The sequence below is a fragment of the Actinoplanes derwentensis genome (genome assembly GCF_900104725.1).
GTDB lineage: Bacteria > Actinomycetota > Actinomycetes > Mycobacteriales > Micromonosporaceae > Actinoplanes > Actinoplanes derwentensis.
Map to the genome: position 1 here is coordinate 8,317,927 of NZ_LT629758.1, position 25,378 is coordinate 8,343,304.

Here is a 25,378-nt window from a genome sequence, read left to right on the forward strand (position 1 = left end):
GGGGCGGTTGGATGGCGGTCATGTCTCTGAGAATCCCACACGAACTCCACGAGCGGCATCGTGCAAGCAGCGCTCTACGTGCCGGTCAGCGGCCGGGCGTAGACGTACGGCGTGCTTGTCGAAGAATCCGGCGGCCTTGATCCCGGGCCAGCCCGGAGGCAGCAGCGCGGCCGGCAGTTGCGGGTCGGCGAAGAGGACCGCGCGCCACGCCTGGACCAGCCGGAACCTCGCCGCGTACGCCTCCTCGTCGGTACTACGTGGAGTGATCGCTTTGACGACGGGGTGCAATGACGCGGTGAACTCCTCGTACGACTGCCCGATTCGCCGGAGATCCCAGGCCCGGTCGATGATTCCCGGCCCGGCCGTGTGCGCGGCACTGAACCGGTCGAAGCCCACGCCGGCCTCCCGCAAAGCCGGTTCCACCTCGTCGGACGGTCGTGGTGCCACCCATACCTGATCGCTGAGTGATCCGTAGCCCAGATAGGTGAGGCGGGTCACTTCCGGCCGCGGGACCGGCTCGTGCAGCAGGATCATGTCGAAGCGGCCGTCCCAGCCGCCACGACCGATCCGGTACACCCTGGCGGCCGCCTCATCGAGTCGTCGCGCGGCTTTCGGGGTGAGAACGTACCCCGGTCCGGAGGCGAGGCGCAGCGGATGCAGCCATCCCTGCCGCACCATTCGGGACACGGCGGTGCGCACCGCCGGCGCCGCGATGTCGAGCGGTGCGAGCAGCCTGACCAGGGCGGAGACGGGGGCTCGGGACCCACGAGCGCGCAGATAGTCACCGTACAGGTCGAAGAGTGCGGACCGCGCCTGCATGACCGCACATTGTGACAGCAGGAAAGGCGATATGCTAGACGCTGTCACATCCGCCCGGGCTGGGTTTGGGTTCGCCGGTGTTCATCAGGGAAAATGTTTGATCGGCACGGTGGGCTGCGACGCGTGAAGACGTGAAACGGCCTGAGCGGGCCGCCGATCGGAAACGAGCACCGCGTCGCGTGGGGCTGAGCACGTGACGTGGCTGCTGGCATTCCAGGAGCAAGTGGCTGTGGGGCAACCCACCGACCCTGACGTAGGTCTGAGGGGAGACAAGATGGCGGCGATGAAGCCGCGGACGGGCGATGGTCCGCTGGAGGTCACCAAGGAGGGTCGTGGCATCGTGATGCGCGTCCCGCTGGAGGGTGGTGGCCGTCTCGTCGTGGAGATGACCCCGGACGAGGCCAACGCGCTGGGTGACGCGTTGAAGTCGATCGCCGGCTGACGTTTCACGCGAGCCCGCCGGTACGGTACCGCCCGTACCGGCGGGCTTTCCACGTCTTATGGAAAGGTCATCCTCCCGTGTTCGACATCCGATTGACCGACGTTCCCGACGAGACCTCCACCTGGATCGTCCCGGTCGGTTCCACCGTCCCCGGCGAGGTCGGTGCCGAGGCCACCGCGCTGGCGCCGGACGCCGAAGCGGGCCGGATCACGGTGCTGCCGCGGCCGCTGCGACAGCCGTCCCGGGTGCTGCTGACCGGCACCGGTGCCGGTGACGAGACCGGCTGGCGGGCCGCCGGTGCCGCCGCTGTCCGTGAGGCCGCCGACGGCGAAGTGCTCCAGGTGCTGGTGCCGGCGGGTCTGGACCCGGCCGCGCTGCGCGCTCTGGCCGAGGGCCTGTGGCTGGGCGGTTACCGCTATCGCGACGGAGCGAAGCCGGTCCGGTCCGGCGAGGTGCGCCTGCAGACCGAAGAGCCGAGGCGGTACGCCGAAAGCCTCACCCTGGCCCGGATCACCGCCCGTGCGGTGTGGCTGGCCCGGGACCTGACCAACACGCCGTCCTCGCTGAAGAACCCGGAGTGGTTCGCCGCCCAGGTCGTCGCCGAGGCGCAGAGCCGTCCGGGCCTGACCGTGACCGTGCGCGCCGGTGCCGAGCTGGACCGTTTCGGAGGCCTGCGGGCCGTCGGCGGCGGCTCGGTGTCACCGCCCCGCTTCGTCGAGATCTCCTGGCAGCCAGCCGGTGCGACCACCCACGTGGTCCTGGTCGGCAAGGGCATCACCTTCGACACCGGCGGCATCTCGATCAAGCCGCGTGACGGCATGAAGCTGATGAAGAAGGACATGGGCGGTGCGGCCGCGGTCACCGCCGCGACGCTGGGCGCCGCCGACCTGAACCTTCCGGTACGGGTGACCGCGCTGCTGCCTCTCGCCGAGAACGCGATCGGGGCAGCCGCTTTCCGCCCCGGCGACGTGATCACCCACTACGACGGCTCGACCAGTGAGAACACGAACTCCGACGCGGAGGGCCGGCTGGTCCTGGCCGATGCGCTCGCCTACTCGGCGGACCGGCTGCACCCGGACCTGACGATCACCGTGGCCACCCTGACCGGGGCGAACGCGGTGGCCCTGGGCAAGCGCACCGCCGCCCTGCTGAGCCCCGACGACGAGCTCGCCACGGCCCTGGCCGAGGCCGGCGCGGCGGCCGGGGAGCAGATCTGGCGGTTGCCGCTCTCCGACGACTACGTCGAGCTGATGCGCAGCGACATCGCGGACCGGGTCAACGCCTCACCCGGCCCGGGGGTGGTGATGGCCGCGCTGTTCCTGCGCGACTTCTTCGGCGACACCCGCTGGGCGCACTTCGACATGTCCGCCCCGAGCTGGGCCGAGGCGGACGACCGGGAACTGACCAAGGGCGCCACCGGCTGGGGTGCCCGGACGCTGCTCCGGTACCTGTCAGCGCTTGACAGCGGTCAGCAGGCCGGCACCTGACGAGATCACCGCGGGGATCCACTCCTCGGACTCGCGGATCGCCGTCACCGTCGCCCGGACGGTGAGGGTGTCCATGTCCCGGGCGGACGGGTCAGTGATCCGGCCGCCCGCGTGCGCGCCGTTGACGATCAGCACCCCGCCGGTCCGGAGCAGGCGCAGAGCGGCCTCGGTGCAGGCGGCGAACTCGGTGGTGTCGGCGTCCACGAAGATCAGGTCGTAGGCGCCGTCAGAGAGCCGGGGGAGCACGTCCAGGGCCCGGCCGCTGATGATCCGGGTGCGGCCGGACGCGTATCCGGCCTCCTGGAAGATCCGCCGGGCGATCCGCTGGTGCTCGCGTTCGACGTCGATGGTGGTGAGGACCCCGTCCGGGCGCATCCCGCCGAGCAGCCAGATGCCGCTCACGCCGGTGCCGGTGCCGATCTCGACGACGGCTTTGGCACTGCCCGCGGCGGCCAGCAGGCGCAGCACGGAGCCGGCCCCGGGCGAGACACAGGGCAGGCCGAGCTCGTGCGCCAGGGCACGCGCGGTCTGCAGGACCGGGTCCTCGGTGGCGTAGGTCTCGGCGAACGGTATTGAGTGAGTCGCCGGCTGACCGAATGAACGAGCAGGACCGATGATGACGACCTCCGTACGGCTGGGTTGATGCCTCGCGGCGGAAACCACGCACATCGGATAAGAGAGTAGAGCGATGTTCTCCGGTGATGCACCGGGCCGTCGATGCATAAACAGTCCGTTCGGCACGGGAGCGGACCCGTGGCAAGGTGTGAACCGGTGAATCCGTGTCATCCTGGATGCGCGGAGCCGGGCGAGCGAGATGGAGGCACCGACGTGACCGACGGCTGGAACTGGCGCCGGCCACCGGCCCCCCATGCCTCTGGTGAGCCCCAGCAGCCGTCCTACGGGCAGCAGCCGGAGTCCCCGTGGTGGTCGGGTGGGCCTTCCGATCCATGGCGTGATCCGTACGCTGCGTCCGCTGTCGTCCTCCAGCCTCCACCGCCTCCCGAGGGTCCCCCGCTGGACGCGGCGCCCAACCCGGACCAGCCCCGACGCGGGCTCTTCCCGGTTTTGATGATTTCCCTGGTCACAGCCCTGCTCGCGGGCGCTGTCGGCGGCACGCTGGGGTTCGTCTTTGCGGTCCGCGGCGGCTATGTCGAGGGCGGCGGCACCCAGCTCGGAGCATCCGGGCAGAACGTTCCGGAGAGCACCCAGCGTGACCCCGACTCGCTCGCCGGCGTGGCCGAGCGGGTGCTGCCGAGTGTCGTCACGGTCCGGGTCAGCGGAGCGATCGGCTCCGGGTTCGTGGTCTCCACCGACGGCTACGTGATCACCAACGACCACGTGGTGGAAGGTGCCGACGACAGCATGTCGGTGTCGTTCTCGGACGGCTCGACGGCCAGCGCGAAGCTCGTCGGGCGCGATCCGGAGTCCGATGTCGCAGTGATCAAAGTCGCAAAGGACGGGCTCACCCCGGTTTCGCTCGGCAACTCGGACGAGATCGCGGTCGGTGACTCGGTGCTCGCTTTCGGTTCACCGCTCGCGCTGGTCAATACGGTGACCTACGGCATCGTCAGCGCCGTCGACCGGACCATCCAGGCCGGCGAGGACGGCGGCACCACCCGGTACTACGCGGCCATCCAGACCGACGCCGCGGTCAACCAGGGCAACTCCGGAGGTCCACTGGTCACCGCGAGCGGCCAGGTCATCGGGGTCAACTCGGTGATCCGCTCGGTCGGCAGCAGCGACACCGAGGCCGGCAACATCGGTCTCGCCTTCGCCATCCCGATCAACCAGGCCAAGCGGGTCGCCGAGGACATCATCGACACCGGTAAGGCCCGGCGGACGGTGATCGGCGCCGAGGTGATGACCGGGGAGACCGCCGGTGGTGCTCGGCTGCGCAAAGTCGAGTCAGCCGGTCCGGCCGCCACCGCGGGCCTGCGCTCCGGCGACGTGATCACCAGGCTGGACGGGCACCCGCTGGAGGACGGCACGGACCTGATCGCTCTGGTCCGTAAACACGCCCCGGGCTCGGTGGTGGCGGTGGAGTACCGCCGCGGCACCAAGACCGCCTCCGCCTCGGTGACGCTCGCGGCTGACACCAACTGAACAGCGGGCGGGCTGTGCTCGCACAGCATGCGTGCGTAGTCTTGCCGCGGGAAAGGCTGGGAGGCCGGACGTGTTCGAGAATCTGAACTGGTGGGAGATCGGCGCGCTGCTCATGCTGGCGCTGCTGATCTTCGGGGAGAAACTTCCCAAGGTGATCGGTGACGGCCTGCGCATGCTGCGCGGCCTGCGCACCATGGCCCAGGGCGCGACCGCCGACCTGAGCCGTGAGCTCGGCACCGATATTCAGCTCGAAGACCTGCATCCGAAGGCGTTCATCCGCAAGCACCTGCTCAGCGAAGAGGACGAGCAGGCGCTCCGCAAGCCGATCCAGACCCTCTTCGACGACGTGAAATCAGACCTCAACGGGGTCAAGTCCGAGCTGAACGACGTGGCTGAGGCTGTCGACATCCGCAAAAGCAGCACGCCGGCCGAGAAGACCCCTGAGGTCTCCCGGCCGGCGCAGCGTTTCGATCTGGACGCGACCTAGGGTTTCCGGGCGTTGACCAGCAGGCCCAGCGGCTTGCCGACCAGGGACTCCCGGCGGACCGCGAGCTTGTCGGCCACCGCGTCCAGCGCGATCGCCGCCGGGGACTCCGGCTCGGCCAGCACGATCGGGGTGCCACTGTCGCCGGCCTCCCGCACCCGGGTGTCCAGCGGGATCTGACCCAGCAACGGCACCCGGGCGCCGATGGTCGTGGAGAGCGAGTCGGCCACCGTCTGACCGCCGCCGGCGCCGAAGACCTCCATCCGGGAGCCGTCCGGCAGTTCCAGCCACGACATGTTCTCCACCACGCCGACCAGACGCTGATGGGTCTGCAGGGCGATCGCGCCGGCCCGCTCGGCCACCTCGGCGGCGGCCATCTGCGGGGTGGTGACGACCAGGATCTCCGCGTTCGGCAGCAGCTGGGCCAGCGAGATGGCCACGTCACCGGTGCCTGGCGGCAGGTCGAGCAGCAGCACGTCCAGGTCGCCCCAGTAGACGTCGGCCAGGAACTGCTGCAGCGCGCGGTGCAGCATCGGGCCACGCCAGACCACCGCGGCGTTCCCGGCGGTGAACATGCCGATCGAGATCACCTTCACGCCGTGCGCCTGCGGCGGCATGATCATTTCCTCGACGCGGGTGGGCCGGCCCTCGACACCGAGCATCCGCGGCACCGAATGGCCGTAGATGTCCGCGTCGACCACACCGACCGACAGGCCCCGCTTGGCGAGCGCCGCGGCCAGGTTCACCGTGACACTCGACTTGCCGACGCCACCCTTGCCGCTGGCCACCGCGTACACCCTGGTCCGGGAGCCGGGCTGGGCGAACGGGATGACCGGCTCGGCGGAATCGCCACCACCGCGCAGGGTGGTCTGCAGCGCCTTGCGCTGGTCGTCGTTCATCACCCCGAAGTTGATCTCGACGCGGTCGATGCCGGGGAGTTTCGTCAGGGCGGCGGTGATGTCGTTGGTCAGCTTGTCCCGCAGCGGACAGCCGGCGACGGTGAGCAGCAGATCGACCTTGACCAGGTCGCTGCTCACGGTGAAGCCCGAGACCATGCCGAGGTCGGTGATCGGGCGGCGGATCTCGGGGTCGTCCACGGTCGCCAGAGCGGCCTGGATGGCGTCCTCGAGCGTGGAAACAGGAGCGGACATGCAGCCCATGCTACGTCGGCGTCAGGTGTGCTCTTCGTCCCGCTCCATACGCAGCCGCTTCTCCCGCCGGTGGGCGGCCTCGTCCAGCTCATCGGCCAGACGCGACAGTTCGGAGCGCAGGAAATCCCTGGTCGCGACCTCGCCCAGGGCGATCCGCAACGCGGCGATCTCACGAGCCAGGAACTCGGTGTCCGCCTTCTGCATCGCCGCCCGGCGCCGGTCCTCCTCCATGATCAGGCGGTCCCGGTCCGCCTGCCGGTTCTGCGCCAGCAGGATCAACGGCGCGGCGTACGACGCCTGCAACGACAGGGCCAGGGTCAGGAACATGAACGGGTACGGGTCGAACTGCATGTCCGTCGGCGCGATGCTGTTCCACAGGAACCAGGCGGCGATCACCACCGTCATGTAGACGATGAACTTCGCCGTGCCCATGTACCTGGCGATCCCCTCCGACCAGCGGCCGAACGCCTCCGGGTCGAACTTCGGCAGCTTCACCCGGCCGGGATCACGCGGCTGATCCAGCCGATCCCGCCGGCTGTCGGTCACGAGGGGACCTGCTCGTCGCCGTGCGCGTCCCGGTCACGCCAGTCCCGCGGCAGCGAATGGTCCAGCACGTCGTCCACCGTCACCGCACCCAGCAGCCGGTTCGTCGAATCCACCACCGGCATCGCCACCAGGTCGTACGTCGCCATCCGCCGAGTGATCTCCGGCAGCCCCGTCTCGGTCCGCAACGGATCGATGCCGCTGTCCACCAGGCCACCCACGATCGAGGCCGGAGGTTCCCGCAGCAGCCGCTGAAAATGCACCATGCCCAGGTACCTGCCGGTCGGGGTGGCACTCGGCGCCCGCGCCACGAACACCTGAGCGGCGACCACCGACGACAGCTCCGGGTTCCGGATCCGGGCCAACGCCTCCGCGACTGTGGCGTCCGGGGTGAGGATCACCGGTTCCGAGGTCATCACACTGCCCGCGGTCCCCGGCCGGTAGCTCATCAGCTGCCGCACCGGCGCCGCCTCCTCCGGTTCCATCAGGTCCAGCAGTACCGCCTGCTCGCTCTGCGGCAACTCGGCCAGCAGGTCGGCGGCATCGTCCGGATCCATCCGCTCCAGCACGTCGGCGGCCCGCTCCCGCTCCAGCGCGATCAGGATCTCCACCTGGTCGTGCTCGGGAAGCTCCTCCAGCACGTCGGCCAGCCGCCGGTTGTCCATGGCCGCGGCCACCTCGTTACGGCGGCCGTCCGGCATGTCCTGAAGCGCGTTCGCCACGTCGGCCGGGCGCATCTGGTCGAGCAGCGCGATCATGTTCGCGGTGCCCTGCGCGTCGGTCGGGCCGACCAGGTCCCGAACCCGGTTGTACTCCGCCTGATAAACGTGTCCCCGGCGGGCCAGCCGGCCGGTGTGCTCCCGGACCGCCACCCGCGTAATGATCCACTCGGTGTTCCGGTTCAGCTCCATACCGATGTCCAGCACGGTCGCCACATGCTCCGCGCCGTCCCCCTGCTCCGGCGCCACCGTCACCCGCCGGTCCAGCAGATCCTCCAGCACCAGCAGCTCGTTCGGCCGTTTCTCGAACCGGCGCAGGTTCAACGAACCGGTCCCGAGCACCACGGACTCCGCATCCATACTGGTCACGCGCCCGATCGGCAGAAAAATCCGGCGTCGCAGAGCCATCTCACCGACCAGCCCGACGATCTGCGGCGGCCGGTTCGTGGTGCGCAGCCGCACCACTGCGTCCCGCACCCGCCCGACACGGTCGCCGACCGGGTCGAAAACCGGCAGACCGGCGAGGCGAGCCAGATAAACCCTCGTCCCCATGGTCACGACCCCAGACTAGGTTAGGGTCCGGACATGTCCACCGTGGCGTACGAGATCGTCGACGTGTTCACGGATCGGCCGTTCGCCGGCAATCCACTCGCGGTCGTGTTCGGTGCCGAAGACCTGGCCACCAGCCAGATGCAGGCACTGGCCCGCGAATTCAACCTGTCCGAGACGGTCTTCCTGCTCCCCGTCACCACGAGCCGGGCCACCTACCGAGTGCGGATCTTCACACCGGAGACCGAACTCCCGTTCGCCGGCCACCCCAGCGTCGGCGCGGCCGTCACCGCCATGCGCCGAGGCGCCTTCACCGCTGGTGACGTGATCCAGGAATGCGGCGCGGGCCTGCTCCCGGTCACCGTCACGGCCTCCGGCACCGCGACGCTGACCGGCGCGTCCCCGACCCTGGGCGCCCCGATGGACCCCACCCCGTTGCTGGCCGCCACCGGCCTGACAGCCGCCGACTATGCGGGCGACGAGGCAGCCGTCCCTCGCACGGCGAGCTGCGGCTTGGCCTGGACCTATTTGCCGGTACGGCCGGAAGCCCTGCCCAGAATCCAGATCGACCAGCGAGCCATGGCCGCCCTGAACCTGACCGACATCAGCATCTTCACCTGGTCCCCACCCACCCCAGCAGCCTTCCCGCTCCCCGGTTCTCCCGCCGCTTCCCCGGCCTCTGGTTCCCCCGGTGCTGCCCCTGTTCCCGTCTCATCCGCCGATCTCGGGTCTCCCGTCGGCCACGCCAGCCTCGGGAAGCCCACCCGCTTCACCGCTGCGGACGGAGAGGCCCACGCTCGCGTCTTCATCGCCGGAGGTTCCGTCCCCGAAGACCCGGCGACCGGTTCGGCCGCCCTGGGCTTGGGCGTCTGGCTGGTCTCCGCGGGCTGGCTCCCGGCGGACGGCACCTCGTCCTACCGAATCCACCAGGGCGTAGCGATGAAACGCCCGTCCCGCCTCAACTGCACGGTGACCGCAGCCGCCGGAAAGGCCGTCTCGGCCACCGTCACCGGCCAGGTCTGGCCGGTAGCCGAAGGTCGCATCACCGTCCCCCCTTTCATCGGCTGACCCGCTTCCGCAGCGGACCGCCGCTTTTCCGTGTCAGGCCCGCCGACCGCTACGCCGGGGCGTCGGTTCCGGGATCGGCCCGCTGAACCCTGCGCCGGGTTGTCGGGTTCCGGGATGGGCCCGCCGAACTCCGCGTCGGGTTGTCGCTCCTCGCGTCAGATCGCCGAATTCCGCGTCGGAACGTCGCTCTCTGGCCGGGCCCGCTGAGCGCTACGCAGTCCGCGCCGATTCGCCCACCCGGGCCACACCGTCGAGCAGGCTCATCAGCGGATGGAACCGGCCCGCCTGCAGACCGGTGAACGCGACCAGGGTGCCGATGGTCATCCGTGCCCCCGTATGCCTGCCAGTCCTCCCCACGTCGTGCCGGAGGAACGGATGCAGGAGAGCGCCAGCGGGTCAGGGACGTGAGTTCGCTGGCGGTGGCGTTAGGGGGCCTTGTGGTCAGCCGGACTTGCGGACGTGGTGGAGGCGGAAGGGGCGGCGGGTCTCGACGCGGGCCGGGGTTTCCCGGGGCGGGGCGGCGTGGGACTCGGCCGGGACGTCGGAGGTTCCGACGGCGGTCTCCGCGGCCGGGGTCAGGCGGACCAGAGCGCAGCCGTCGGTGGCCCAGCGGTTCACCACCTCTTCGACGCTGCCGGAGGAGTTGAGTCGTTTGCCGGCCAGCTGCGGGGCGATCTGGTCCCACTCGTCGGAACCGGGCACCAAGCGGGTGACCGTCGCCTCGGCCAGCACGATCAGCCCACCGTGGTCGCCGCGCAGCCGGACCGTGACCTGCTGGGCGTCGGCCAGCCCTGGAGCGAACTGTTCCCCGGGCCCGCTCACCACCGCCAGCGACGTCTCCACCGGCATGCACCAGAGCGCGTAGGCCGGCCCGTCAGCCACGGAGATCCAGGCGATGGCCGCCTTCTTGATCGCCTCTTCCAGCACCCCAGAACTCACCGCGCCATCCTCCCACGTCCCAGCCTTCCCACACCGATTCCGCCTGCGCTCGGGGCGGCCCAGGTTCACTCTCCGCCGGGCGCCGGGCGCCGGGCGCCGGGCGCCGCAAGCCGCAAGCCGCAAGCCGCAAGCCGCAAGCCGCAAGCGGGAAGCAGGAAGCGGGAAGCAGGAAGCGGGCCCCGGAGGCAGAAGCCGGGCCAACGACCGTCACGACGCCGGCCCCGACCGACGAGCCGAGCGCCCGGATGCCACTTTCCGTGTCGCGGCTCTCTGGCCCGCGCTCTCCGCCCGGCGGTCGCGGGGTGACCTTGGCCCGGCGGTTGCCTCGCGGCGTAGTCCGGGACTGGTGATTGCGGTTGTTCGGACCCTCGGGCGTACCAGAAAAGGGTGTCGGGAAAGGGCGCCGCGAACGGTGAGAAATTCGGGAGGTCATGGCTTCCGCTGAAAGCGGCATGCAGGAAATGGGGGTGCTCGCTGGGAACGGTGTGGGGTGCGCACGCGGTGCGATCGCCCACCGGAAATGGTGCGCGAAACGCGGGAAGTGGGGCGGTAGCCGCGAATTGTGGGAGTGGCGGGTGGCCGCCGGGAACGGGAGCGGAGCGGGGTCGAGGTTTCGGCCAGGTCCGGGACGCGGGGTGGGGGTCGGGGTTCAGGCCAGGGCCGGGAGGCGCGAGGGCGGGGTCAGACCAGGGCGGGGACCGGGTCGAGGAGGGTCAGGACGTCGGTCAGGGAGCGGACGGTGCGGCCCGCGAAGTTGGTGTCGGCGTCGAAGACCAGGTGGTTGGCGAGATCGGGAGCGGTCAAGCGGACCGGGGTCATGCCGACGGCCGCGGCGCCGGTGAGTTCGTGGCTGCCGCCGTCGCCGACGTAGAGGCAGTCGGTGGGGGCTACCCCGAGGCGGTCGCAGGCGGCCAGGTAGATCTCCGGGTCGGGTTTGCATACGCCCAGTTCGACCGAGAAGATCTGGGCGTCCAGCAGTGGGGCCACGGGGAGACTGGGCAGGAAGGCGGGGAGTTCGTGCGTGCAGTCGCTGATGACGGCGGTGCGCACGCCGCGGCTTCGGATGGCGGTGAGGGCGCTGATCGCTTCCGGTCGGAGTTGGGTGTCGGCTCGGAGGGCGTCGACGCGGGCCGGCATGGCAGCACGGATGGCTCCGGGGTGTGGGCGGCCGCCGGCCTGTTCGATGACCCAGCGGAGGGTGGCTTCGGCGGAGCCGTAACTGCCACAGGCCCGGGCCCGGAAGGTGCGGTTCAGGACGCCGACGACGGCGTCCGGGTCGGCGCCGAGGGAGCGGGCGATGGCGGCGTGTTGTGGACCACGCTGGACAGACCGGGTCAAAGTGCCGAAGAAATCAAACACGACCGCGCGGTACGAAGACATGAAATTCGGCTTCCGAGGCATCGAGGGATGGAAACGGACAGTGAGCCGTCGGTGACTGTATCGACTCCGTCACTGTCCGCCAATAGAGGGTCGCAAACTGTGGTGTACGACTGCGCAAGAAGCGACGGCCGGGGATGAATATGCGCTCACCAGCACCTACCGTCGCCGCGTTGGTCGTCGCGGTTCTGGCGGTCAGCTCCTCGGGGCCACTGATCGCTTTCGCGGCCGCACCGGCTCTGGCCATTGCTTTCTGGCGTAACGCGATAGCGTCGGCGGCCCTCACCCCGTTCGCGATCGGGCCCCGGCGGACCGAGGTGCGCCGGGCGGTCCGCAGCGGAGCCGGTGTCTTCTCGGTGCTGGCCGGTCTGGCGCTGGCCGCACATTTCGCCACCTGGATGCCGAGCGTGCAACTCGGCTCGGTGGCCACCGCGACCGCGCTGGTCGCCACGCAGCCGGTGTGGCAGGGACTGATCGCGGCAGCGCAGGGCCGGCGCCCGTCGGCGGCCGGCTGGGTGGGCATCGGGCTGGCGGTGGCCGGCGCTGCCTGGGCCACCGGCGCGGACCTCGGCGTCTCCCGCCAGGCTGTCCTCGCTGACGTGCTGGCACTGCTCGGCGGGATCTTCGCGGCCGTCTACACCGCGCTCGGCGAACGGGCCCGGACCGAGCTGAGCACCACCGTCTACACCTGGATCTGTTACGGCACGTGCGCGGTGGTGTTGCTGGCGGTCTGCCTGATCTTCGGGGTGAACCTGGGCGGCTACGACGGTCACACCTGGGCGGCGATCCTGGCGATCGTGGTCGGCGCCCAGCTGCTCGGGCACTCGATGTTCAATTACGCCCTCCAGCACACCTCGGCGACCACGGTCAGCGTGCTGATCCTGTTGGAGGTGCCGGGCGCCGCACTGATCGCCTGGTGGTGGCTTGATCAGGTGCCACGGGCGAGCACGTTACCCGGTCTGGTCCTGCTGCTCGCCGGAGTCGCCGTGGTGATCCTCCATCAGGCCTCTTTCAAGGTAATTCGGCGCTGATCGCACCCTGACGCCCCGGTGATGCCGTTGTTTGGTCTGGCGGGCTTACCGGGGTATTGAAGGGGGATGCGATGCATCGCGATCGAGTGGTCCGGCTCCTCCTCGCCGGAGCGCTCGTCATGACCGCCCCGGCGTGCGGCGAGGGCGAGGGTGTCCCGGCCGACCAGACCGGGCCTACCGGTGGCTGGCGCACGGTCGGCTGCGAGTTCAGCCGCCCCGCGCAGTTCATGACGGCCGGCGGCCGACGGATGCCGACCACACCGTCGAGGCTGGCCGCCGCGATGGAGCGGATCGACCGGGGCGGGCGGGAGCGGTTCGCCGACAGTTTCGCGGGTCTCGAGGTCGATCAGGCCAAGGTGCAGGCGGTCGTCTACCGGGTTCCCTCCGGCGACTTCGACGACTTCATCCGGGCGAGCGCCGACGACGCGTGTGTGGTGGTGCGGGACGCCGCCCATCCGGTGTCCGAGCTAACCGTCTGGCACGACCGGGTGGTGGCCGACCTGCCTTACTGGACGGCTCAGGGCTTGCGGATCACCACGGTGGGCGGCCGGCACGACGGCTCGGGGGTGGCGGTCGGCACCAGTGATCTCGAGCGGACCCGGCAGGAGCTGCTGGCCCGTTACGGTGAGCACGCGCCGCTCATCTTCGTCGCGGAGGGCCCGGTCCGCCCGCTGACTCCCTAGAACGCCGTCCACCAGGTCTTTTGGCCTGTCGGAAACCCGTCATCGCAGGCCCGCCGGCTACGTTCCGGGGGCAGATGACTGATACGCCACAGTGACACGATGTTTGCCCCGGCCTTCCCGAGCAGGCAGGATCGCCGCATGGTCTTCGACGCCCGTTCCACCGGGGGCAGTCCGTCCCGGCGCGACACCACCCGCCCCGCCGCCGGTCGACCACCGCGCTCCGGCGCCCCCGATAACCCGGCCGACTCCGGCGCTGCCGCCGACCTTGATCCGCTGGCCGCCGACCTTGATCCGCCGGCTACCGACCTGGATTCGCCGGCCACCGACATGCAGGAGCTTGTCGAGGCGGAGATCGAAGCGGCCTCAGGCGGCCCGGTGACGCTCCGCCTGGACGGGAAGGTCGCCCTGGTCACCGGGGCCGGCAGCCCCGACGGCATCGGTTACGCGATCGCCCGGCGCCTGCGTGATCTCGGCGCCCGGGTGGCCATCGTGTCCACCACCCGCCGCATCCACGAGCGCGCCTCCGAGCTGGGTGTGACCGGCTTCGTGGCCGACCTCACCGATGAGTCCGAGGTCGGCGCCCTCGCTGACGCGATCACCGACCAGCTCGGTGACGTGGAGGTGCTGGTCAACAACGCCGGTCTGGCGAGCCGGGCCAGCCCCGAGGTGTTGCGCCCGGTGGCCCAGCTCACCTATGACGAGTGGAAGGCGGAGATCGACCGGAACCTGAGCACCGCGTTCCTGTGCAGCCGAGCGTTCTGCGGCAGCATGTCGGAGCGGGGCTGGGGCCGGATCGTGAACCTGTCCGCCACCGCCGGGCCGGTGAACGCGCTGCCCACCGAGGCGGCCTACGCGGCGGCCAAGGCGGGCGTGGTGGGTCTCACCCGGGCGCTCGCGATGGAGCTGGTCGCCGACGGGATCAACGTCAACTGCGTGGCCCCGGGGACGATCTACACCGCCGCTTCGACCGTCACCGAGATCAAACAGGGCTTGGGTACGCCGATCGGCCGCCCCGGAACACCGGATGAGGTCGCCGCAGCCGTGGCATTCCTCTGCTCGCCGGCGGCGTCCTACATCACCGGCCAGATGCTGGTGGTCGACGGTGGCAACAGTGTCCGTGAGGCGCAGTTCCGCTGATGATTTCGTCGTGCCGGCCGGCACCCCCGTCGGCCGGCATGACCTTGGTCCCTCAGTACGTGCTGACACCCGAGTTGGCGCTGAATGCGATCGCCGCGATGACGACGGCGCAGTAGGCCACCATGATGCCGGTGAAGATGTAACCCAGGATCAAGCCCGCCGTGGCCAGGCCACTGCCCTGTTCACCGGACTGCGCGATTTGCTTCTTGGCGATGTGGCCGAGAACGATCGCGACCGGCGCGAAGATGAACGCGAAGACGAGCGCCAGGATCGCCATGGTGTTCGTCGGCATGATCTGGGGGCCGTACGGCGAACCATAGGCGGGCTGGCCGAACTGGGCCGGGCCACCGAACGGGTTCTTGTCGCCCACCGGCGGGCCGTAACCGGGCGGCGGCGGGTAGCCGGGCTGCGGGCCGTAACCGCCGCCACTGGTCGGCTGGCCGTATCCCGGGGTGCCGGGCGGCGGCGGGTAACCGGCACCACTTGTCGGCTGGCCGTAACCGGGCGGCGGGTAACCCGAGTCGGATGCCGGCGGGCCGTAACCGGGGCCACTGGTCGGCGGGCCATAGCCCGGGCCGCTCGTCGGGGCAGGGCTGACCGGCGGGGTGTAGGGCGGCGGGTACTGCAGCGTCGGGTCCGCGGGCGGCGGTGGTGGCGGCGACTGGTAAGGGTCCTGCGCGCCGTCAGCCGGCGGCGGCGGGGGATAGCTCATCAACGTCCTCCTAGAAGTCCTCGCACCGTACAGCAGGCTCCCATCTTCGCCGGTCCTGCCAACTCTCACCCGCTCGTCAGGCCGCTGGAGTGATGCGGCCGACAGCGCGCTCGACAGCCAGGCAGCGGTCCTCGACGTAGTCGATGCCGGCCTCCTCGGCGATCTGCCGCGCCTCGGCCGAGACGATGCCGCTCTGCAGCCACACCGCAGGAGCCTTGACGGCCACCGCCTGCCGCACCACCTCGACGGCGTCGCGGGCCGGGCGGAACACGTTCACCAGATCGACCGGCTCGTCGAGGTCGGCCAGCGAGGCGATCGCCGGGACACCGAAGACCTCGGTCACGAACGGGTTGACCGGGATGATCCGCCAGCCGTGCCGGAGCATCTGCAACGGCACGGTGTGTGCCGGTTTGAAGGGGTCCCGGGAAGCGCCGACCACCGCGATGACCTTCGCCGCCGCCAGGATCTGTTGAGGGCTCCTCATCTTCCGACTCTATCCATCCGAGGGCGCCGAACGGATCGTCAGAGCGGCGTCAACTGATCGGCCCGGGAAGCCGGGGTGCCCTCGGCCGACCAGCGGGCCGCGGCCGCTGTAGGCGGCGCGGGCCCGGGCTCGGCGGCTCACGGCGGATCGGCTCACCCGCGTTGACCTTGACCACGATCCGGGTGTCGACGTCGTGGCCGGAATCGAGGTCCGGCGAGGTGTGGACGTTGCGGACGAGACCGGGGTGGCTGACGAGGCCGTCGGCGATGAAGTCGCCGGTGCCGGTCGCGATGTCGTAGAGCGGGAGGGTGAGACCGAGGTCCTCGATGTCGACGACGGTGAGCCGCCGCTCCCGGCGAACCCCGGCCCCGGAGGCGTCGAGCGGCGGCAGGGCGGCCCCGGTCAGGTGCCGGAACCGCAGGGCGGCGTCGAGGTGGCGCTCGGTCTCCACCCGGCCGACGGCATCGGGGCGGACCAGGCCCGGACCGCGGGCGACCAGGCCGAGATGGGCCAGCGCCTCGGCGATCCGGTGCAGGAAGGCCGGGTCGCCGCACTCGAAGAGGACGGCCAGCCGGTCGGTGCGGCCCACCGCTCCGAAGGCCCCGGCTAGGAAGCCCCGGAACCAGTCACCGGTCGGCGCCTGGGGCCACCGGACCGCTTCGGTGAGGGAGACGTCGTCGAGATAGCCGTCGGCCCGGATCCAGGCGTCGCCCTCGACGGCGCCGCCACCGGCCGCGTCCCCGCGGACCAGGCCGCAGACGAAACCGGCCTGATAGTCGGGTGACTCCTTGGGCGGCTCGGCGAACCGGCCGACCCCGAACATCAGGTCGCCGACCGCGAGCGCGGGCAGGTGCGGCTCGGCTGGGCTGACGTGCCGCCAGCCGCGGTCGGTCAGGAACCGGTGGTCGCCGCTGGAGACCAGGCGGGTGCCGTCGGCAAGTGTGACCCGGAAACAGGGTCCGCTCGACGCCCCGTGGTCGAGGACCGTGGTCGGCACATAGCGGCGGTGGGCCCCGGCGCCCATCGTGCCCATCACGGCGTCGCCGGGGCGGATCTGGGCCAGTGGCCGGGTGGAGCCGTCGGCGAGCAGGATCGGCGTGTCACCGGCCAGGCAGTAGGCGCCCGCGGGGGAACAGCCGCGATCGGGCCGGGGCGGCAGGTTGGACCATCGCATGGCAAATATTCGAACACACGTTCTATGGCGTGTCCATGACCTTTCTCGAACGAGCGTACGACGAATCCGGGCACGAAAAAGCCCGCGGACCGAACCGGTCCACGGGCTTGTCGTTGTCGCGGGTCAGCCTCGCGCGGTGGCCGGCTCGTCCGCGGCCGGAGCCTTGGACGGCGCGGGCTGGGACTGTGCGGCGATCTGCTCGCGCACCTCGTCCATGTTGAGCTGCTCGACCTTCTCGATCAGGCTCTCCAGGGCCGACTCGGGAAGCGCGCCGGGCTGGGAGAAGACCACGATGCCGTCGCGGACGGCCATGATCGTCGGGATCGAGCGGATGTCGAACTTGGCGGCCAGGATCTGCTCTGCCTCGGTGTCGACCTTGCCGAAGGTGATCTCCGGGTGCTTCTCCGAGGAGCGCTCGTAGGTCGGCGCGAAGCGGACGCAGGGCCCGCACCAACTGGCCCAGAAGTCAACGAGGACGACGCCGTCCTTGCTGGTGACCTCGTCGAAGTTCGCTGCTGTCAGCGCAACCGTCGCCATGATGCCTCCGTCTGCGGGAATCGCTTTCGTCGGGTGAAACTCCGGACACCCACTCGTCATTCCCGTTCCCGGGGCCGTGACACGTGGCGTACGGCACCCTCGTGGGTTCGACCCGTTAAACGACCAGGGGCAACTGATCGTAACTGAAAGTAGGCGCACGGTGTCCGGTTGCCGACACGATCGGGTTGAGGGTTCCGTACCAGATCTTTAGAACTGGGGTATTTGCCCTGCCTGTGGAGTGGCTGTGGGAGCGATCCCGCAAGCTGTCAGAAACAGTAAAGTAACCTTAATGTGAGCTGGCTCACATTTGAAAGTCCTTCACATGGATACGGACGGTAAGGCAAAATCTTCTCCAACAGAGCGTGGGCGGCGGGTGCCGGGGAGGGCCCCGCCGCTCATTGCGTCTCCTGAAAGTTTGCCGATCCCTTGATCACCTGACGGGTGACCCGGGTCGAATCGGTAGCCTAACGCCCCATGACAGCGGGCGACGGCCAATCCGGCGAGGATCGATTCATCGAGGTCGGCGTGGGCCCGTGGGTGGGCGACCGGCCGGTCGGCGACCACTGGGACCCGGAGTTGCTGGAGCAGGGCGACCGGCGCAACGTGGTGGACCGGTACCGGTACTGGACCCGGGAGGCCGTGGTCGCCGATCTGGACACCCGCCGGCACGGCTTCCATGTCGCGATCGAGAACTGGCAGCACGACTTCAACATCGGCACCGTGGTCCGCAACGCCAACGCCTTCCTCGCCGCCGAGGTCCACGTCGTCGGCAACCGCCGTTGGAACCGTCGCGGCGCCATGGTCACCGACCGGTACCAGCACGTGCGCCACCACCCCACCATCGAGGAGTTCGTGGAGTGGGCGGCCGGGGCGGATCTCGCGGTCGTCGGCATCGACAACCTGCCGGGTTCCCGCCCGATGGAGACGACCACCCTGCCGCGCCGGTGTGTGCTGCTCTTCGGCCAGGAGGGCCCCGGTCTGTCCGATCCGGCCCGAGCCGCCTGCACCGACCTCTTCTCGATCGCGCAGTACGGCTCGACCCGCTCGATCAACGCCGGGGTCGCCAGCGGGATCGCCATGCACGCGTGGATCCGGGCGCACGCCGGACCACCGCCGGAGTGAGCCCGGATCGGCCCGTCTTCGGCTGATTCGCTTGACGGCGGCCCCCGCGACCACCACGGTATGAAGTGTGAGCGTCACCGTGAGTTGTCCTAGATGCGCTGCTCAGGTCCGGAGGCCGGACCTGATGCACAGCACCTGGCGGTGTGACAACTGCGGCGACGTTCCGCCGTTCCACGTCGCCGAGCACATCAGCGCGGAGATAGTCGGAGCGGTGCTTCGGGAGTCGGCGTCGAGCGCGGAGCGGATACCGCTCTGGTGTCCCTGGCCGCTGCCCTCCGGGTGGATGGTCACCGGGGCGGGCTGGTCCGGGGACGAGCGTTTCGGGGTCCGGGCCACGGCCCTGGCGTGCAGTGGCCCCGAGCCGCTCGGCGGTGGGCCCGCGGACCTGGTCCTGATCGCCGAGCAGCCGGGCGTCGGCCTGGGCACCCGGTTCGCCGGAATCTCCGGGATCGACCCCGGTCACCTGCTCTCCGAAGCGCTCGCGGACCGGGGTCCACACGCCGGTCCGCACGCGAAGATCAAGGCGGCGGGGCACCCGACTCCACTGTGGTGTGTCAAATCACCCGAGGATCGAAGTGCGTACGTGAGTGAGGCGAAGGGAATGTGGCTCTATGCGGTAGCGTGGCCCGCGAGCGCGGGCTATCTTCTCGCGGAACATGTCGTCCTGCACGACCTGTCCGAGGGTGTGCCGTCCGAGCTCGTGTTCGGAGCGCCGTCGCCCTATCTGCACGGTCGCGTCTAGACACTTAGGCGTGACCAGTTGTTGAGGCAATCGACTTTCTGGCCACTTTGTTCACACGAAGCGACGAAGCTGATACCGTCAGTGTTGCCGCGGCGCTGAACAGTAACCCGCACCGGAGGAGAAGGCCCCCATGGTCAAGAAGGTCCTCACCTGGCTTGGTATTGCATTCTTGATCTTCTTTATCGCCTTCAACCCGAGCTCCGCCGCGGCGGTGTTCGAGTCACTCGGCGGTACGATCGCCGACATTGCACGGGGCTTCGGCGCCTTCTTCACCGACCTCGTCGCATAGCATCTCTACATGGATCCTGGAGCGCCGCGCGACCCGCGAGGCGAGGGTGCACGTCACCCTCGGGACGACGATGAGAGCTATGGGTACAGAGACCCCGCCTTCGACGATCCTGATTTCTCGGACGCCGACTTCGAAGGCGACCCGGCGTACCAGCGGCGTCGCCGGTCACCCGACGACACCTTCGACGACACGGACGACTACCAGGCGCCGAGCTTCACCGCCGAGGAGTTGGAAGGTCTCGATCGCGGGGGCGGCCCACGCCGGTTCCTGCCGCTCGAGGACGAGCCGACCACTCTGGTCGCGCGCTACCTGTTCCCCACCGAACGGTACCGCGGCGAGTGGAAACGGCACTGGATCCATCTCTCCAGACCGCTCGCGATCGGGGCCGGGGCCACATTGGTCCTCGGCTACCTCGCCGGCTTCCTGACCCGTCAGGAGATCAACGGCCTAGTCACCGTCGCCGTGCTGATCTGGCTCGGCGTCATCGGCTGGGTGGCGTGGGAGGTCTTCGACTGGTACTTCGACCGGTTCATCCTCACCAACAAGCGCGTGATGGTGGTGAACGGCATCGTCACCCGAAAGGTGGCCATGATGCCGCTCGCCCGGGTGACCGACATGAAGTACGAGCAGTCCGCCCTCGGCCGGATGCTCAGCTACGGCACGTTCGTGCTCGAGTCAGCCGGCCAGGATCAGGCGTTGCGCGAGGTCAAGCACCTGCCGAACCCCAACGAGCTCTACCTCCGAGTGGTCGAGGAGATGTACGAGCCGCAGGCGGTCGAGGCACGGCTGGGCAAGGAAGAAGAGGGCGACGACGCCTGAGGAGTCGACGCCCGGCGGTAGCGTGGCAGTGATGACCGATATAGATCTTCACTGCCATTCGACCGCCAGCGACGGCACACTGACCCCGGCCGAGTTGGTCCGGGCGGGTGCCGCCGCCGGTCTCGCCGTCATGGCGATCACCGACCACGACACCACCGGAGGCTGGGCTGCCGCCGCCGCGGCCCGCCCTGAAGGGCTTCGGCTGGTCCGCGGTGCCGAGCTGTCCTGCCGCTGGCACGGTGCCGAGCCGTCGATCCCGCTGCACCTGCTCGCCTACCTCTTCGACCCGGCCGAGCCGGTGCTCGCCGCGGAACTGCTCCGGCTGCGCGCCGACCGGGAACAGCGCGGCGAGAAGATCGTGGAGAAGCTACGGGCCGACGGGGTGCCGATCACCTGGGACGAGGTTCGGGGCTACGCGGCCGGCGGTTCGGTGGGCCGGCCGCACATCGCCCAGGCTCTGATCCGGGCGGGACTGGTCGCGACGACCACTGAGGCCTTCGCCTCGGCCTGGCTCGGGGCGCGATATTTCGTACCGAAATCGGACCTTGATGTTTTTGACGCCGTGCGAGTGGTGCGGGCGGCCGGCGGCGTGGCGGTCTTCGCACACCCCCGGGCGACCAAACGGGGCCGGGTGGTGCCCGACGAGCTGATCGCCGAACTCGCCGACGCCGGGCTCTTCGGTCTGGAAGCCGACCACGAGGACCACGCGCCCACCGAGCGGGCCCAGATCAGGGCGCTGGCGGAACGGCTCGGGCTGGTCGTCACCGGGTCCTCCGATTTCCACGGTACGCACAAGACGGTCCAGCTCGGTGCGTTCAAGACCGACCCGGCGGCGTACGAGAAGATCGTCTCCGCCGCGACCGGAGTGCCGGTGCTCGGGTGACGCTCGCCGCACCCGCCTGCGCCGGAGGGTGACGGACCCTAACCTGCTCGGGTGAACCTCAAGCTGTTCGGCGAGTTCTTCGTGACTCTGCTGGTGATCGTCGATCCGCCCGGCATGGTCCCGGTCTTCCTGGCCCTCACCGGATCCCTGCCCGCGAAAGCCCGCAACCGGGCCGCGACCCAGGCCGTCCTGCTCGCCCTCGGTGTCATCATCGGCTTCGCCGTGGCTGGTCAGACCCTCCTGGACTATCTGCACGTCCAGCTCCCGGCCCTGCAGGCGGCCGGTGGTCTGCTCCTCGTGCTGGTGGCTCTGCAACTGCTCACCGGCAAGACCGACGAGCCTTCCGACCAGGGCGGCGGTACGACCAACGTGGCCCTCGTCCCGATCGGCACCCCACTTCTGGCCGGACCGGGCGCCATCGTCGCCACCATGCTGTTCGTGCAGCGGGCGAAGAGCCCCGACGAATACCTGATCCTGGCCGCCGCGATCCTCGCCGTGATGGCCACCGTCTGGCTGGTGCTGCGCTTCTCCGGCGTCATCGTCCGGCTGCTCAAACCGGCCGGCATCGAAGTGCTCACCCGGATCGCCGGTCTGCTCCTGGCCGCCATCGCGGTACAGCTCATGGCCGACGCCATCTGGGCCTTCGTGCAGCTTTACACCGGCCAGGGCTGACGATTGATGTCGGGGGGTGCTGGCAGGATTGGTTCCGTGCCCCCCACCCGATCCCGTGCCACCAAATCCGCGGTCCCCGAGCAACTCGGCTTCGCTGGCATGCCCGAGCGGCTCTTCGTCTGCACGCCGAGCAAACTCGGCGCCTACACCGACTGCCCCCGGCGATACCGATATTCGTATGTCGACCGCCCCAGCCAGCCCAAAGGCCCGCCGTGGGCGCACAACTCGCTCGGCGCGAGCGTGCACACGGCCCTGAAGAACTGGTACGGGCTGCCCACCGAGCGGCGTGAGCGTGACTCGCTGCCGGCCCTCCTCAAAGCCACCTGGGTGCGGGAGGGTTATCGCGACGTCGAGCAGGAGCGGATCGTCTACCGTCGTGCGCTCGGCTGGCTGGACACTTACGTGGCGACCCTCGACCCCGAGGACGAGCCGCTCGGTGTGGAGCGGGTCGTCGCCGCCAAGACCGGCATCCTGGCCCTCAACGGGCGGGCCGACCGCATCGACGAGCGCGTCGGGCCGGACGGTTCCGAAGCGGTCATCGTCGACTACAAGACCGGCCGGTCCGGGCTCTCCGACGACGACGCGAGAGGATCCCAGGCCCTGGCGCTGTACGCGTTCGCCGCCCAGCGAGTTTTCCGGCGACCATCCCGCCGCGTCGAGCTGCACCACCTGCCGACCGGGACGATCTCGGTCCACGAGCACACCGAGGAATCCCTGGCCCGGCAGCTGCGCAGGGCCGAGGAGACGGCGATCGACATCATGGCCGCGGAGAAGGCGGTGGCTGCCGGAGCCTCAGCGGACGACGAGTTTCCGGTCAACCCCGGGTCGCTCTGTGGGTGGTGCGATTTCCGCAAGGTGTGCCCCGCCGGCGCGGAGGCCACGGCGAAGGACCCGTGGACCGCAGTGGAGCATCTGACCACCTGACCCCGGGTTTCACCGGCGGTGTGGGCCGCCGGCCACGGTTTCCGGTTCCACGGCTCCATGCCGTGTGTCGCCTGGCGGCCCGGTCTCATGCAGCGTTTTCCGCGTGGCGGCGTCACGTCGCGTCTTTCGCGGGGCGGCCTTGCCTCGCGTCCTCCGTGGGCGGCCCTACGTCGCGTATTTCGCGGGGTGGCCATGTGCCGTGTCGCCTGTCGGGACGGTTTCGGCGTCTCGGCGGGACCGGCAGGCTGGGCAGAGGCCCCAGAAGGTGATCTCGGCTTCGTCCAGTTCGAAGCCGTGCGCCTCGGCCGGCATCAGGCACGGGCGGCGGCCCACGACGCAGTCCACGTCGGTGATCTCGCCGCAGCCGCGACACACGATGTGATGATGATTGTCGCCGGCCCGGGCCTCGAACCGGGCCGGACTGCCGGCTGGCTCGATCCGCCGTGCCAGACCCGCCCGGGACAGGGCGCCCAGCACGTCATAGACCGCCTGTGTCGACACCGAGTCCAGGCGCTCACGCACCCGCCGCGCGATCTCGTCGACCTCGAGATGCCCGCCGCCGGTCAGCACGTCGAGCACGGCGAGGCGCGGACGGGTCACTCGCAACCCGTGCGTACGCAGCAGTTCCTCACCGGTCGACACCGATCCATGACAGCACGCCGAAACGGATTCACCAACCGGGATGCCTGTCACATGCGGGCGGGGCGACCTGGGTAAGGGCTACGGCGCGGTTCGATCACGACTTGGCCCTCCGGGGATGTTTGCGCAGTCAATGACTTCTAAGCTGCCATCAGCCGGGTCGTCGACGAGATTGAAGATCGAATCGCCGCCGACTGTCCGCCCGGACTGCCCTGATCGAGGAGGAATAGTGTTAGACCAGATCAACGGGTTACCGGTACACATTCTTGTCCTGCACGCCGCCGTCATCTTCGTGCCGTTACTCGGCCTGGGCGCGATCGTCTACGGCTTCGCCACCGCCTGGCGCCCGAAGATCGGCTGGGCCGTCGCGCTGCTGGCCGTCACCGCCCCGGTGGCCGCCGTGATCACCAAGCTCTCCGGCACCGAGTTCTACAACCGGCTCCTCAGCGAGGAAAGCGTCTCCCCAGCCGGCAAGGTGATCCTCGACGGCCACATGCAGAACGGCACCACCACGATGCTGCTCACCATCGCCCTCGGCGTGGTCAGCCTGGTCCTGGTGGCCCTGACCGCCCGCAACCCCCGAGCCCTGCCGAAGATCGCCGACCTGGGCCTCGCCCTCGTCCTGGTGGTGCTGGCCGCCCTGAGCGCCTATTACCTCTTCGAGACCGGCGATTCAGGCGCAACCGCAGTCTGGGGAACCTACTGACCCCACCCCGAACAGCCCCGCCTCGGCCGTCCCCCGCGCCGCCCCGCGCCCGCCCCGTGCTCCCGCTGCCGCGCTCGCCCCGGGCCGCCCCGCGCCCCGCCCGCGCTGAGCTGCTCCCGCGCTGAGCTGCCCCCGCGCTTAGCTGCCCGCGCTCCCCGCGCCGGGTTGAGCTGCCCTGCTCACCGGAACGAGAGAAGCTCGGGCTGGAGCGACGGCAGGCGGGCCGGAGCGCCGGGTAAAGGCGTAGGGCGGGTGGGCGCGGAGTAGGTCCGAGCGGGCGAGCGTAGGTCCGAGCGGGCGCGGCGTAGGGCTGAGTGGGCGGGCGTAGGGCCCGGTAGCGGTGCGGGCCGGGTCAGAAGAACAGGCGGGAGCAGAGCAGGCAGATGATCACCAGGGCGATGGCGCCGGCTACCAGGCCGACGCCGTAGGTGACGGTGCGGGCCGAGCCCTCGGCCTGGTCCAGGGCCTCGTCGTCCTGTGCGGGGAGGCGACGTGGCGGTGGCGGGTGCGCGACCGTCGGTGGGCGCCAGTCAGCGGGCGGCGGAGTAGCGCGGGGTGGGCCCGAATAGCCGATCGGTTCGGCCTTCGGGGCGGGCTCAGGACGACCGAGTGACTCGGCTGCCGGGTCGGGCCGCTGCCAGAAGGCGTCGTCGCCCGGAAGGTTGGGGGAACTCACGTTCACCGACGGTACAACCGGAGGGGGACGACGGCTGCGGTGCTGTCCGCTTACCCTCTTAGATGTGGACATCCTGGACCAGCCCGAGCGGGACAACGACGCCGAGCGCGTAGTCGACTTCGAGTCCGAAGAGGCCCCGGTGCTGCCTGAGCAGACTCGCGACGACACCGAACGAGGTTGGGGCGAGAGCTCCTACTCCAATGACGATCGCCTGCTCGAAGACCGCCCGCCGCACTGGGGTTGACCGGCCCCGACGAGGGTTGACCGGCCCGGGCTGGGGTTGAGCCGGTCTCCAGCGAGGGTTGACCGGTTCCCGGCCGCCACGCCTACCGCGACCGGCTCCGATGATTTCGATTCGTCTCGTGGCTGGCTTCTTGGTCCGGCTTGTGGTGGTTTTGGTTTGCCTCGCGGCGGGTTTCCTGGTTCGTGAAGCGGGCTGGTCCGAGGCAGTGCGACCGCTGAGGGCT

Annotated in this window: 30 protein-coding genes; 17 read left to right on the top strand and 13 right to left on the bottom strand. The window is 69.9% G+C overall.

Annotated elements, in window-relative coordinates; genetic code table 11:
- Nucleotides 1-18 precede the first annotated feature (18 nt).
- A complete protein-coding gene (locus tag BLU81_RS37045; RefSeq protein ID WP_092552190.1) occupies nucleotides 19-819 on the bottom strand; it encodes a PaaX family transcriptional regulator in 801 nt (266 codons plus the stop codon).
- Nucleotides 820-1,093: 274 nt separating this feature from the next.
- Here BLU81_RS37045 and BLU81_RS37050 point away from each other — a divergent pair, with 274 nt between their 5' ends.
- Nucleotides 1,094-1,261: a DUF3117 domain-containing protein gene (locus BLU81_RS37050; protein ID WP_014447667.1), complete on the top strand. Its 168-nt coding sequence runs from the start codon at nucleotides 1,094-1,096 to the stop codon at nucleotides 1,259-1,261.
- A gap of 77 nt (nucleotides 1,262-1,338) precedes the next feature.
- Nucleotides 1,339-2,748, top strand: a complete 1,410-nt coding sequence (locus tag BLU81_RS37055; protein WP_092552193.1) for a leucyl aminopeptidase family protein — start codon at nucleotides 1,339-1,341, stop codon at nucleotides 2,746-2,748.
- On the opposite strand, the gene BLU81_RS37060 is transcribed toward BLU81_RS37055, so the two are convergent.
- Nucleotides 2,713-3,417: an O-methyltransferase gene (locus BLU81_RS37060; RefSeq protein WP_092552196.1), complete on the bottom strand. Its 705-nt coding sequence runs from the start codon at nucleotides 3,415-3,417 to the stop codon at nucleotides 2,713-2,715. The two genes, BLU81_RS37055 and BLU81_RS37060, sit on opposite strands and share 36 nt — an antisense overlap.
- Nucleotides 3,418-3,576: 159 nt before the next feature.
- On the opposite strand from BLU81_RS37060, the gene BLU81_RS37065 reads away from it, so the two are divergent.
- Nucleotides 3,577-4,851 carry a S1C family serine protease gene (locus tag BLU81_RS37065; protein ID WP_092552199.1) on the top strand — a complete coding sequence of 425 codons (1,275 nt, stop codon included), beginning with the start codon at nucleotides 3,577-3,579 and terminating at the stop codon, nucleotides 4,849-4,851.
- Between the two features lie 70 nt (nucleotides 4,852-4,921).
- Complete coding sequence (locus BLU81_RS37070; RefSeq protein WP_092552202.1) at nucleotides 4,922-5,338, top strand: Sec-independent protein translocase family protein; 417 nt, start codon at nucleotides 4,922-4,924, stop codon at nucleotides 5,336-5,338.
- Here the strand turns inward: BLU81_RS37070 and BLU81_RS37075 are convergent.
- From BLU81_RS37075 to BLU81_RS37085, 3 genes are read right to left on the bottom strand one after another with little or no spacing between them, the layout of a single operon-like run.
- Nucleotides 5,335-6,486: an Mrp/NBP35 family ATP-binding protein gene (locus tag BLU81_RS37075; RefSeq protein WP_092552205.1), complete on the bottom strand. Its 1,152-nt coding sequence runs from the start codon at nucleotides 6,484-6,486 to the stop codon at nucleotides 5,335-5,337. The two genes, BLU81_RS37070 and BLU81_RS37075, sit on opposite strands and share 4 nt — an antisense overlap.
- A gap of 21 nt (nucleotides 6,487-6,507) precedes the next feature.
- Complete coding sequence (locus tag BLU81_RS37080; protein ID WP_092552208.1) at nucleotides 6,508-7,032, bottom strand: DUF1003 domain-containing protein; 525 nt, start codon at nucleotides 7,030-7,032, stop codon at nucleotides 6,508-6,510.
- Complete coding sequence (locus BLU81_RS37085) at nucleotides 7,029-8,306, bottom strand: magnesium transporter MgtE N-terminal domain-containing protein (RefSeq protein ID WP_092552210.1); 1,278 nt, start codon at nucleotides 8,304-8,306, stop codon at nucleotides 7,029-7,031. Before BLU81_RS37085 ends, BLU81_RS37080 begins: the two co-directional genes overlap by 4 nt.
- 27 nt (nucleotides 8,307-8,333) lie before the next feature.
- On the opposite strand from BLU81_RS37085, the gene BLU81_RS51060 reads away from it, so the two are divergent.
- A complete protein-coding gene (locus tag BLU81_RS51060) occupies nucleotides 8,334-9,365 on the top strand; it encodes a PhzF family phenazine biosynthesis protein (RefSeq protein ID WP_231953700.1) in 1,032 nt (343 codons plus the stop codon).
- Nucleotides 9,366-9,806: 441 nt separating this feature from the next.
- On the opposite strand, the gene BLU81_RS37095 is transcribed toward BLU81_RS51060, so the two are convergent.
- Together BLU81_RS37095 and BLU81_RS37100 are read right to left on the bottom strand one after the other, a co-directional pair.
- Nucleotides 9,807-10,304 carry a hypothetical protein gene (locus BLU81_RS37095; RefSeq protein ID WP_092552213.1) on the bottom strand — a complete coding sequence of 166 codons (498 nt, stop codon included), beginning with the start codon at nucleotides 10,302-10,304 and terminating at the stop codon, nucleotides 9,807-9,809.
- 681 nt (nucleotides 10,305-10,985) lie between these two features.
- On the bottom strand, nucleotides 10,986-11,684 hold the full coding sequence (locus BLU81_RS37100) for an HAD family hydrolase (protein ID WP_092552215.1): 699 nt from the start codon (nucleotides 11,682-11,684) through the stop codon (nucleotides 10,986-10,988).
- A gap of 140 nt (nucleotides 11,685-11,824) precedes the next feature.
- Between BLU81_RS37100 and BLU81_RS37105 the strand changes: the two genes are divergently transcribed.
- The 3 genes from BLU81_RS37105 to BLU81_RS37115 all read left to right on the top strand — a co-directional run bounded on the left by BLU81_RS37105 (nucleotide 11,825) and on the right by BLU81_RS37115 (nucleotide 14,532).
- The gene (locus BLU81_RS37105; protein ID WP_092552217.1) at nucleotides 11,825-12,712 is read left to right on the top strand and encodes a DMT family transporter; all 888 of its coding nucleotides are present in this window, start codon (nucleotides 11,825-11,827) and stop codon (nucleotides 12,710-12,712) included.
- Nucleotides 12,713-12,783: 71 nt separating this feature from the next.
- Nucleotides 12,784-13,395 carry a hypothetical protein gene (locus BLU81_RS37110; protein ID WP_092552219.1) on the top strand — a complete coding sequence of 204 codons (612 nt, stop codon included), beginning with the start codon at nucleotides 12,784-12,786 and terminating at the stop codon, nucleotides 13,393-13,395.
- Between the two features lie 327 nt (nucleotides 13,396-13,722).
- Nucleotides 13,723-14,532, top strand: a complete 810-nt coding sequence (locus BLU81_RS37115) for an SDR family NAD(P)-dependent oxidoreductase (protein WP_231954868.1) — start codon at nucleotides 13,723-13,725, stop codon at nucleotides 14,530-14,532.
- Nucleotides 14,533-14,584: 52 nt separating this feature from the next.
- On the opposite strand, the gene BLU81_RS51680 is transcribed toward BLU81_RS37115, so the two are convergent.
- The 4 genes from BLU81_RS51680 to trxA form a co-directional block, all read right to left on the bottom strand.
- Entirely contained in the window at nucleotides 14,585-15,244 is a 660-nt protein-coding gene (locus BLU81_RS51680) for a DUF4190 domain-containing protein (RefSeq protein ID WP_092552223.1), read from the bottom strand.
- Nucleotides 15,245-15,320: 76 nt separating this feature from the next.
- Nucleotides 15,321-15,728 carry a CoA-binding protein gene (locus tag BLU81_RS37125; protein WP_092552226.1) on the bottom strand — a complete coding sequence of 136 codons (408 nt, stop codon included), beginning with the start codon at nucleotides 15,726-15,728 and terminating at the stop codon, nucleotides 15,321-15,323.
- Nucleotides 15,729-15,777: 49 nt separating this feature from the next.
- Nucleotides 15,778-16,902 (bottom strand): hypothetical protein, encoded by a 1,125-nt coding sequence (locus tag BLU81_RS37130; RefSeq protein WP_231953701.1) that lies wholly within the window; start codon nucleotides 16,900-16,902, stop codon nucleotides 15,778-15,780.
- A gap of 123 nt (nucleotides 16,903-17,025) precedes the next feature.
- A complete protein-coding gene (gene trxA / locus BLU81_RS37135) occupies nucleotides 17,026-17,439 on the bottom strand; it encodes a thioredoxin (protein WP_172890689.1) in 414 nt (137 codons plus the stop codon).
- 474 nt (nucleotides 17,440-17,913) lie between these two features.
- Between trxA and BLU81_RS37140 the strand changes: the two genes are divergently transcribed.
- From BLU81_RS37140 to BLU81_RS37165, 7 genes are all read left to right on the top strand, one after another.
- On the top strand, nucleotides 17,914-18,561 hold the full coding sequence (locus BLU81_RS37140; RefSeq protein WP_092552229.1) for a TrmH family RNA methyltransferase: 648 nt from the start codon (nucleotides 17,914-17,916) through the stop codon (nucleotides 18,559-18,561).
- 79 nt (nucleotides 18,562-18,640) lie between these two features.
- Nucleotides 18,641-19,303: a DUF6758 family protein gene (locus tag BLU81_RS37145; protein ID WP_331717491.1), complete on the top strand. Its 663-nt coding sequence runs from the start codon at nucleotides 18,641-18,643 to the stop codon at nucleotides 19,301-19,303.
- Nucleotides 19,304-19,433: 130 nt separating this feature from the next.
- Entirely contained in the window at nucleotides 19,434-19,592 is a 159-nt protein-coding gene (locus tag BLU81_RS49345) for a hypothetical protein (RefSeq protein WP_172890690.1), read from the top strand.
- A gap of 9 nt (nucleotides 19,593-19,601) precedes the next feature.
- Nucleotides 19,602-20,411, top strand: coding sequence for a PH domain-containing protein (locus BLU81_RS37150; protein WP_092552235.1), 810 nt, complete (start codon nucleotides 19,602-19,604; stop codon nucleotides 20,409-20,411).
- A gap of 31 nt (nucleotides 20,412-20,442) precedes the next feature.
- Nucleotides 20,443-21,294 carry a PHP domain-containing protein gene (locus BLU81_RS37155; protein ID WP_172890691.1) on the top strand — a complete coding sequence of 284 codons (852 nt, stop codon included), beginning with the start codon at nucleotides 20,443-20,445 and terminating at the stop codon, nucleotides 21,292-21,294.
- A gap of 51 nt (nucleotides 21,295-21,345) precedes the next feature.
- Nucleotides 21,346-21,966, top strand: coding sequence for a MarC family protein (locus BLU81_RS37160; protein WP_092552241.1), 621 nt, complete (start codon nucleotides 21,346-21,348; stop codon nucleotides 21,964-21,966).
- A 6-nt stretch (nucleotides 21,967-21,972) separates the two neighbouring features.
- A complete protein-coding gene (locus BLU81_RS37165) occupies nucleotides 21,973-22,890 on the top strand; it encodes a RecB family exonuclease (RefSeq protein ID WP_092552244.1) in 918 nt (305 codons plus the stop codon).
- Between the two features lie 165 nt (nucleotides 22,891-23,055).
- On the opposite strand, the gene BLU81_RS37170 is transcribed toward BLU81_RS37165, so the two are convergent.
- Nucleotides 23,056-23,532, bottom strand: coding sequence for a Fur family transcriptional regulator (locus BLU81_RS37170; protein ID WP_092552246.1), 477 nt, complete (start codon nucleotides 23,530-23,532; stop codon nucleotides 23,056-23,058).
- A gap of 226 nt (nucleotides 23,533-23,758) precedes the next feature.
- On the opposite strand from BLU81_RS37170, the gene BLU81_RS37175 reads away from it, so the two are divergent.
- Nucleotides 23,759-24,235: a DUF2231 domain-containing protein gene (locus tag BLU81_RS37175; protein ID WP_172890692.1), complete on the top strand. Its 477-nt coding sequence runs from the start codon at nucleotides 23,759-23,761 to the stop codon at nucleotides 24,233-24,235.
- 352 nt (nucleotides 24,236-24,587) lie between these two features.
- Here BLU81_RS37175 and BLU81_RS37180 read toward each other — a convergent pair whose 3' ends face one another.
- The gene (locus tag BLU81_RS37180; protein ID WP_307833803.1) at nucleotides 24,588-24,911 is read right to left on the bottom strand and encodes a translation initiation factor 2; all 324 of its coding nucleotides are present in this window, start codon (nucleotides 24,909-24,911) and stop codon (nucleotides 24,588-24,590) included.
- Between the two features lie 64 nt (nucleotides 24,912-24,975).
- Here BLU81_RS37180 and BLU81_RS37185 point away from each other — a divergent pair, with 64 nt between their 5' ends.
- Entirely contained in the window at nucleotides 24,976-25,155 is a 180-nt protein-coding gene (locus tag BLU81_RS37185; protein WP_092552252.1) for a hypothetical protein, read from the top strand.
- Nucleotides 25,156-25,378 lie beyond the last annotated feature (223 nt).

Bases quoted from the DNA above. Each gene is read 5' to 3' on its own strand.
- BLU81_RS37045 (WP_092552190.1), bottom strand. From the start codon at position 819: ATGCAGGCGCGGTCCGCACTCTTCGACCTGTACGGTGACTATCTGCGC.
- BLU81_RS37050 (WP_014447667.1), top strand. From the start codon at position 1,094: ATGGCGGCGATGAAGCCGCGGACGGGCGATGGTCCGCTGGAGGTCACC.
- BLU81_RS37060 (WP_092552196.1), bottom strand. From the start codon at position 3,417: ATGTGCGTGGTTTCCGCCGCGAGGCATCAACCCAGCCGTACGGAGGTC.
- BLU81_RS37075 (WP_092552205.1), bottom strand. From the start codon at position 6,486: ATGTCCGCTCCTGTTTCCACGCTCGAGGACGCCATCCAGGCCGCTCTG.
- BLU81_RS51060 (WP_231953700.1), top strand. From the start codon at position 8,334: ATGTCCACCGTGGCGTACGAGATCGTCGACGTGTTCACGGATCGGCCG.
- BLU81_RS37100 (WP_092552215.1), bottom strand. From the start codon at position 11,684: ATGTCTTCGTACCGCGCGGTCGTGTTTGATTTCTTCGGCACTTTGACC.
- BLU81_RS37105 (WP_092552217.1), top strand. From the start codon at position 11,825: ATGCGCTCACCAGCACCTACCGTCGCCGCGTTGGTCGTCGCGGTTCTG.
- BLU81_RS37110 (WP_092552219.1), top strand. From the start codon at position 12,784: ATGCATCGCGATCGAGTGGTCCGGCTCCTCCTCGCCGGAGCGCTCGTC.
- BLU81_RS37115 (WP_231954868.1), top strand. From the start codon at position 13,723: ATGCAGGAGCTTGTCGAGGCGGAGATCGAAGCGGCCTCAGGCGGCCCG.
- BLU81_RS51680 (WP_092552223.1), bottom strand. From the start codon at position 15,244: ATGAGCTATCCCCCGCCGCCGCCGGCTGACGGCGCGCAGGACCCTTAC.
- BLU81_RS37125 (WP_092552226.1), bottom strand. From the start codon at position 15,728: ATGAGGAGCCCTCAACAGATCCTGGCGGCGGCGAAGGTCATCGCGGTG.
- BLU81_RS37130 (WP_231953701.1), bottom strand. From the start codon at position 16,902: ATGCGATGGTCCAACCTGCCGCCCCGGCCCGATCGCGGCTGTTCCCCC.
- trxA (WP_172890689.1), bottom strand. From the start codon at position 17,439: ATGGCGACGGTTGCGCTGACAGCAGCGAACTTCGACGAGGTCACCAGC.
- BLU81_RS37140 (WP_092552229.1), top strand. From the start codon at position 17,914: ATGACAGCGGGCGACGGCCAATCCGGCGAGGATCGATTCATCGAGGTC.
- BLU81_RS49345 (WP_172890690.1), top strand. From the start codon at position 19,434: ATGGTCAAGAAGGTCCTCACCTGGCTTGGTATTGCATTCTTGATCTTC.
- BLU81_RS37150 (WP_092552235.1), top strand. From the start codon at position 19,602: ATGGATCCTGGAGCGCCGCGCGACCCGCGAGGCGAGGGTGCACGTCAC.
- BLU81_RS37155 (WP_172890691.1), top strand. From the start codon at position 20,443: ATGACCGATATAGATCTTCACTGCCATTCGACCGCCAGCGACGGCACA.
- BLU81_RS37165 (WP_092552244.1), top strand. From the start codon at position 21,973: ATGTCGGGGGGTGCTGGCAGGATTGGTTCCGTGCCCCCCACCCGATCC.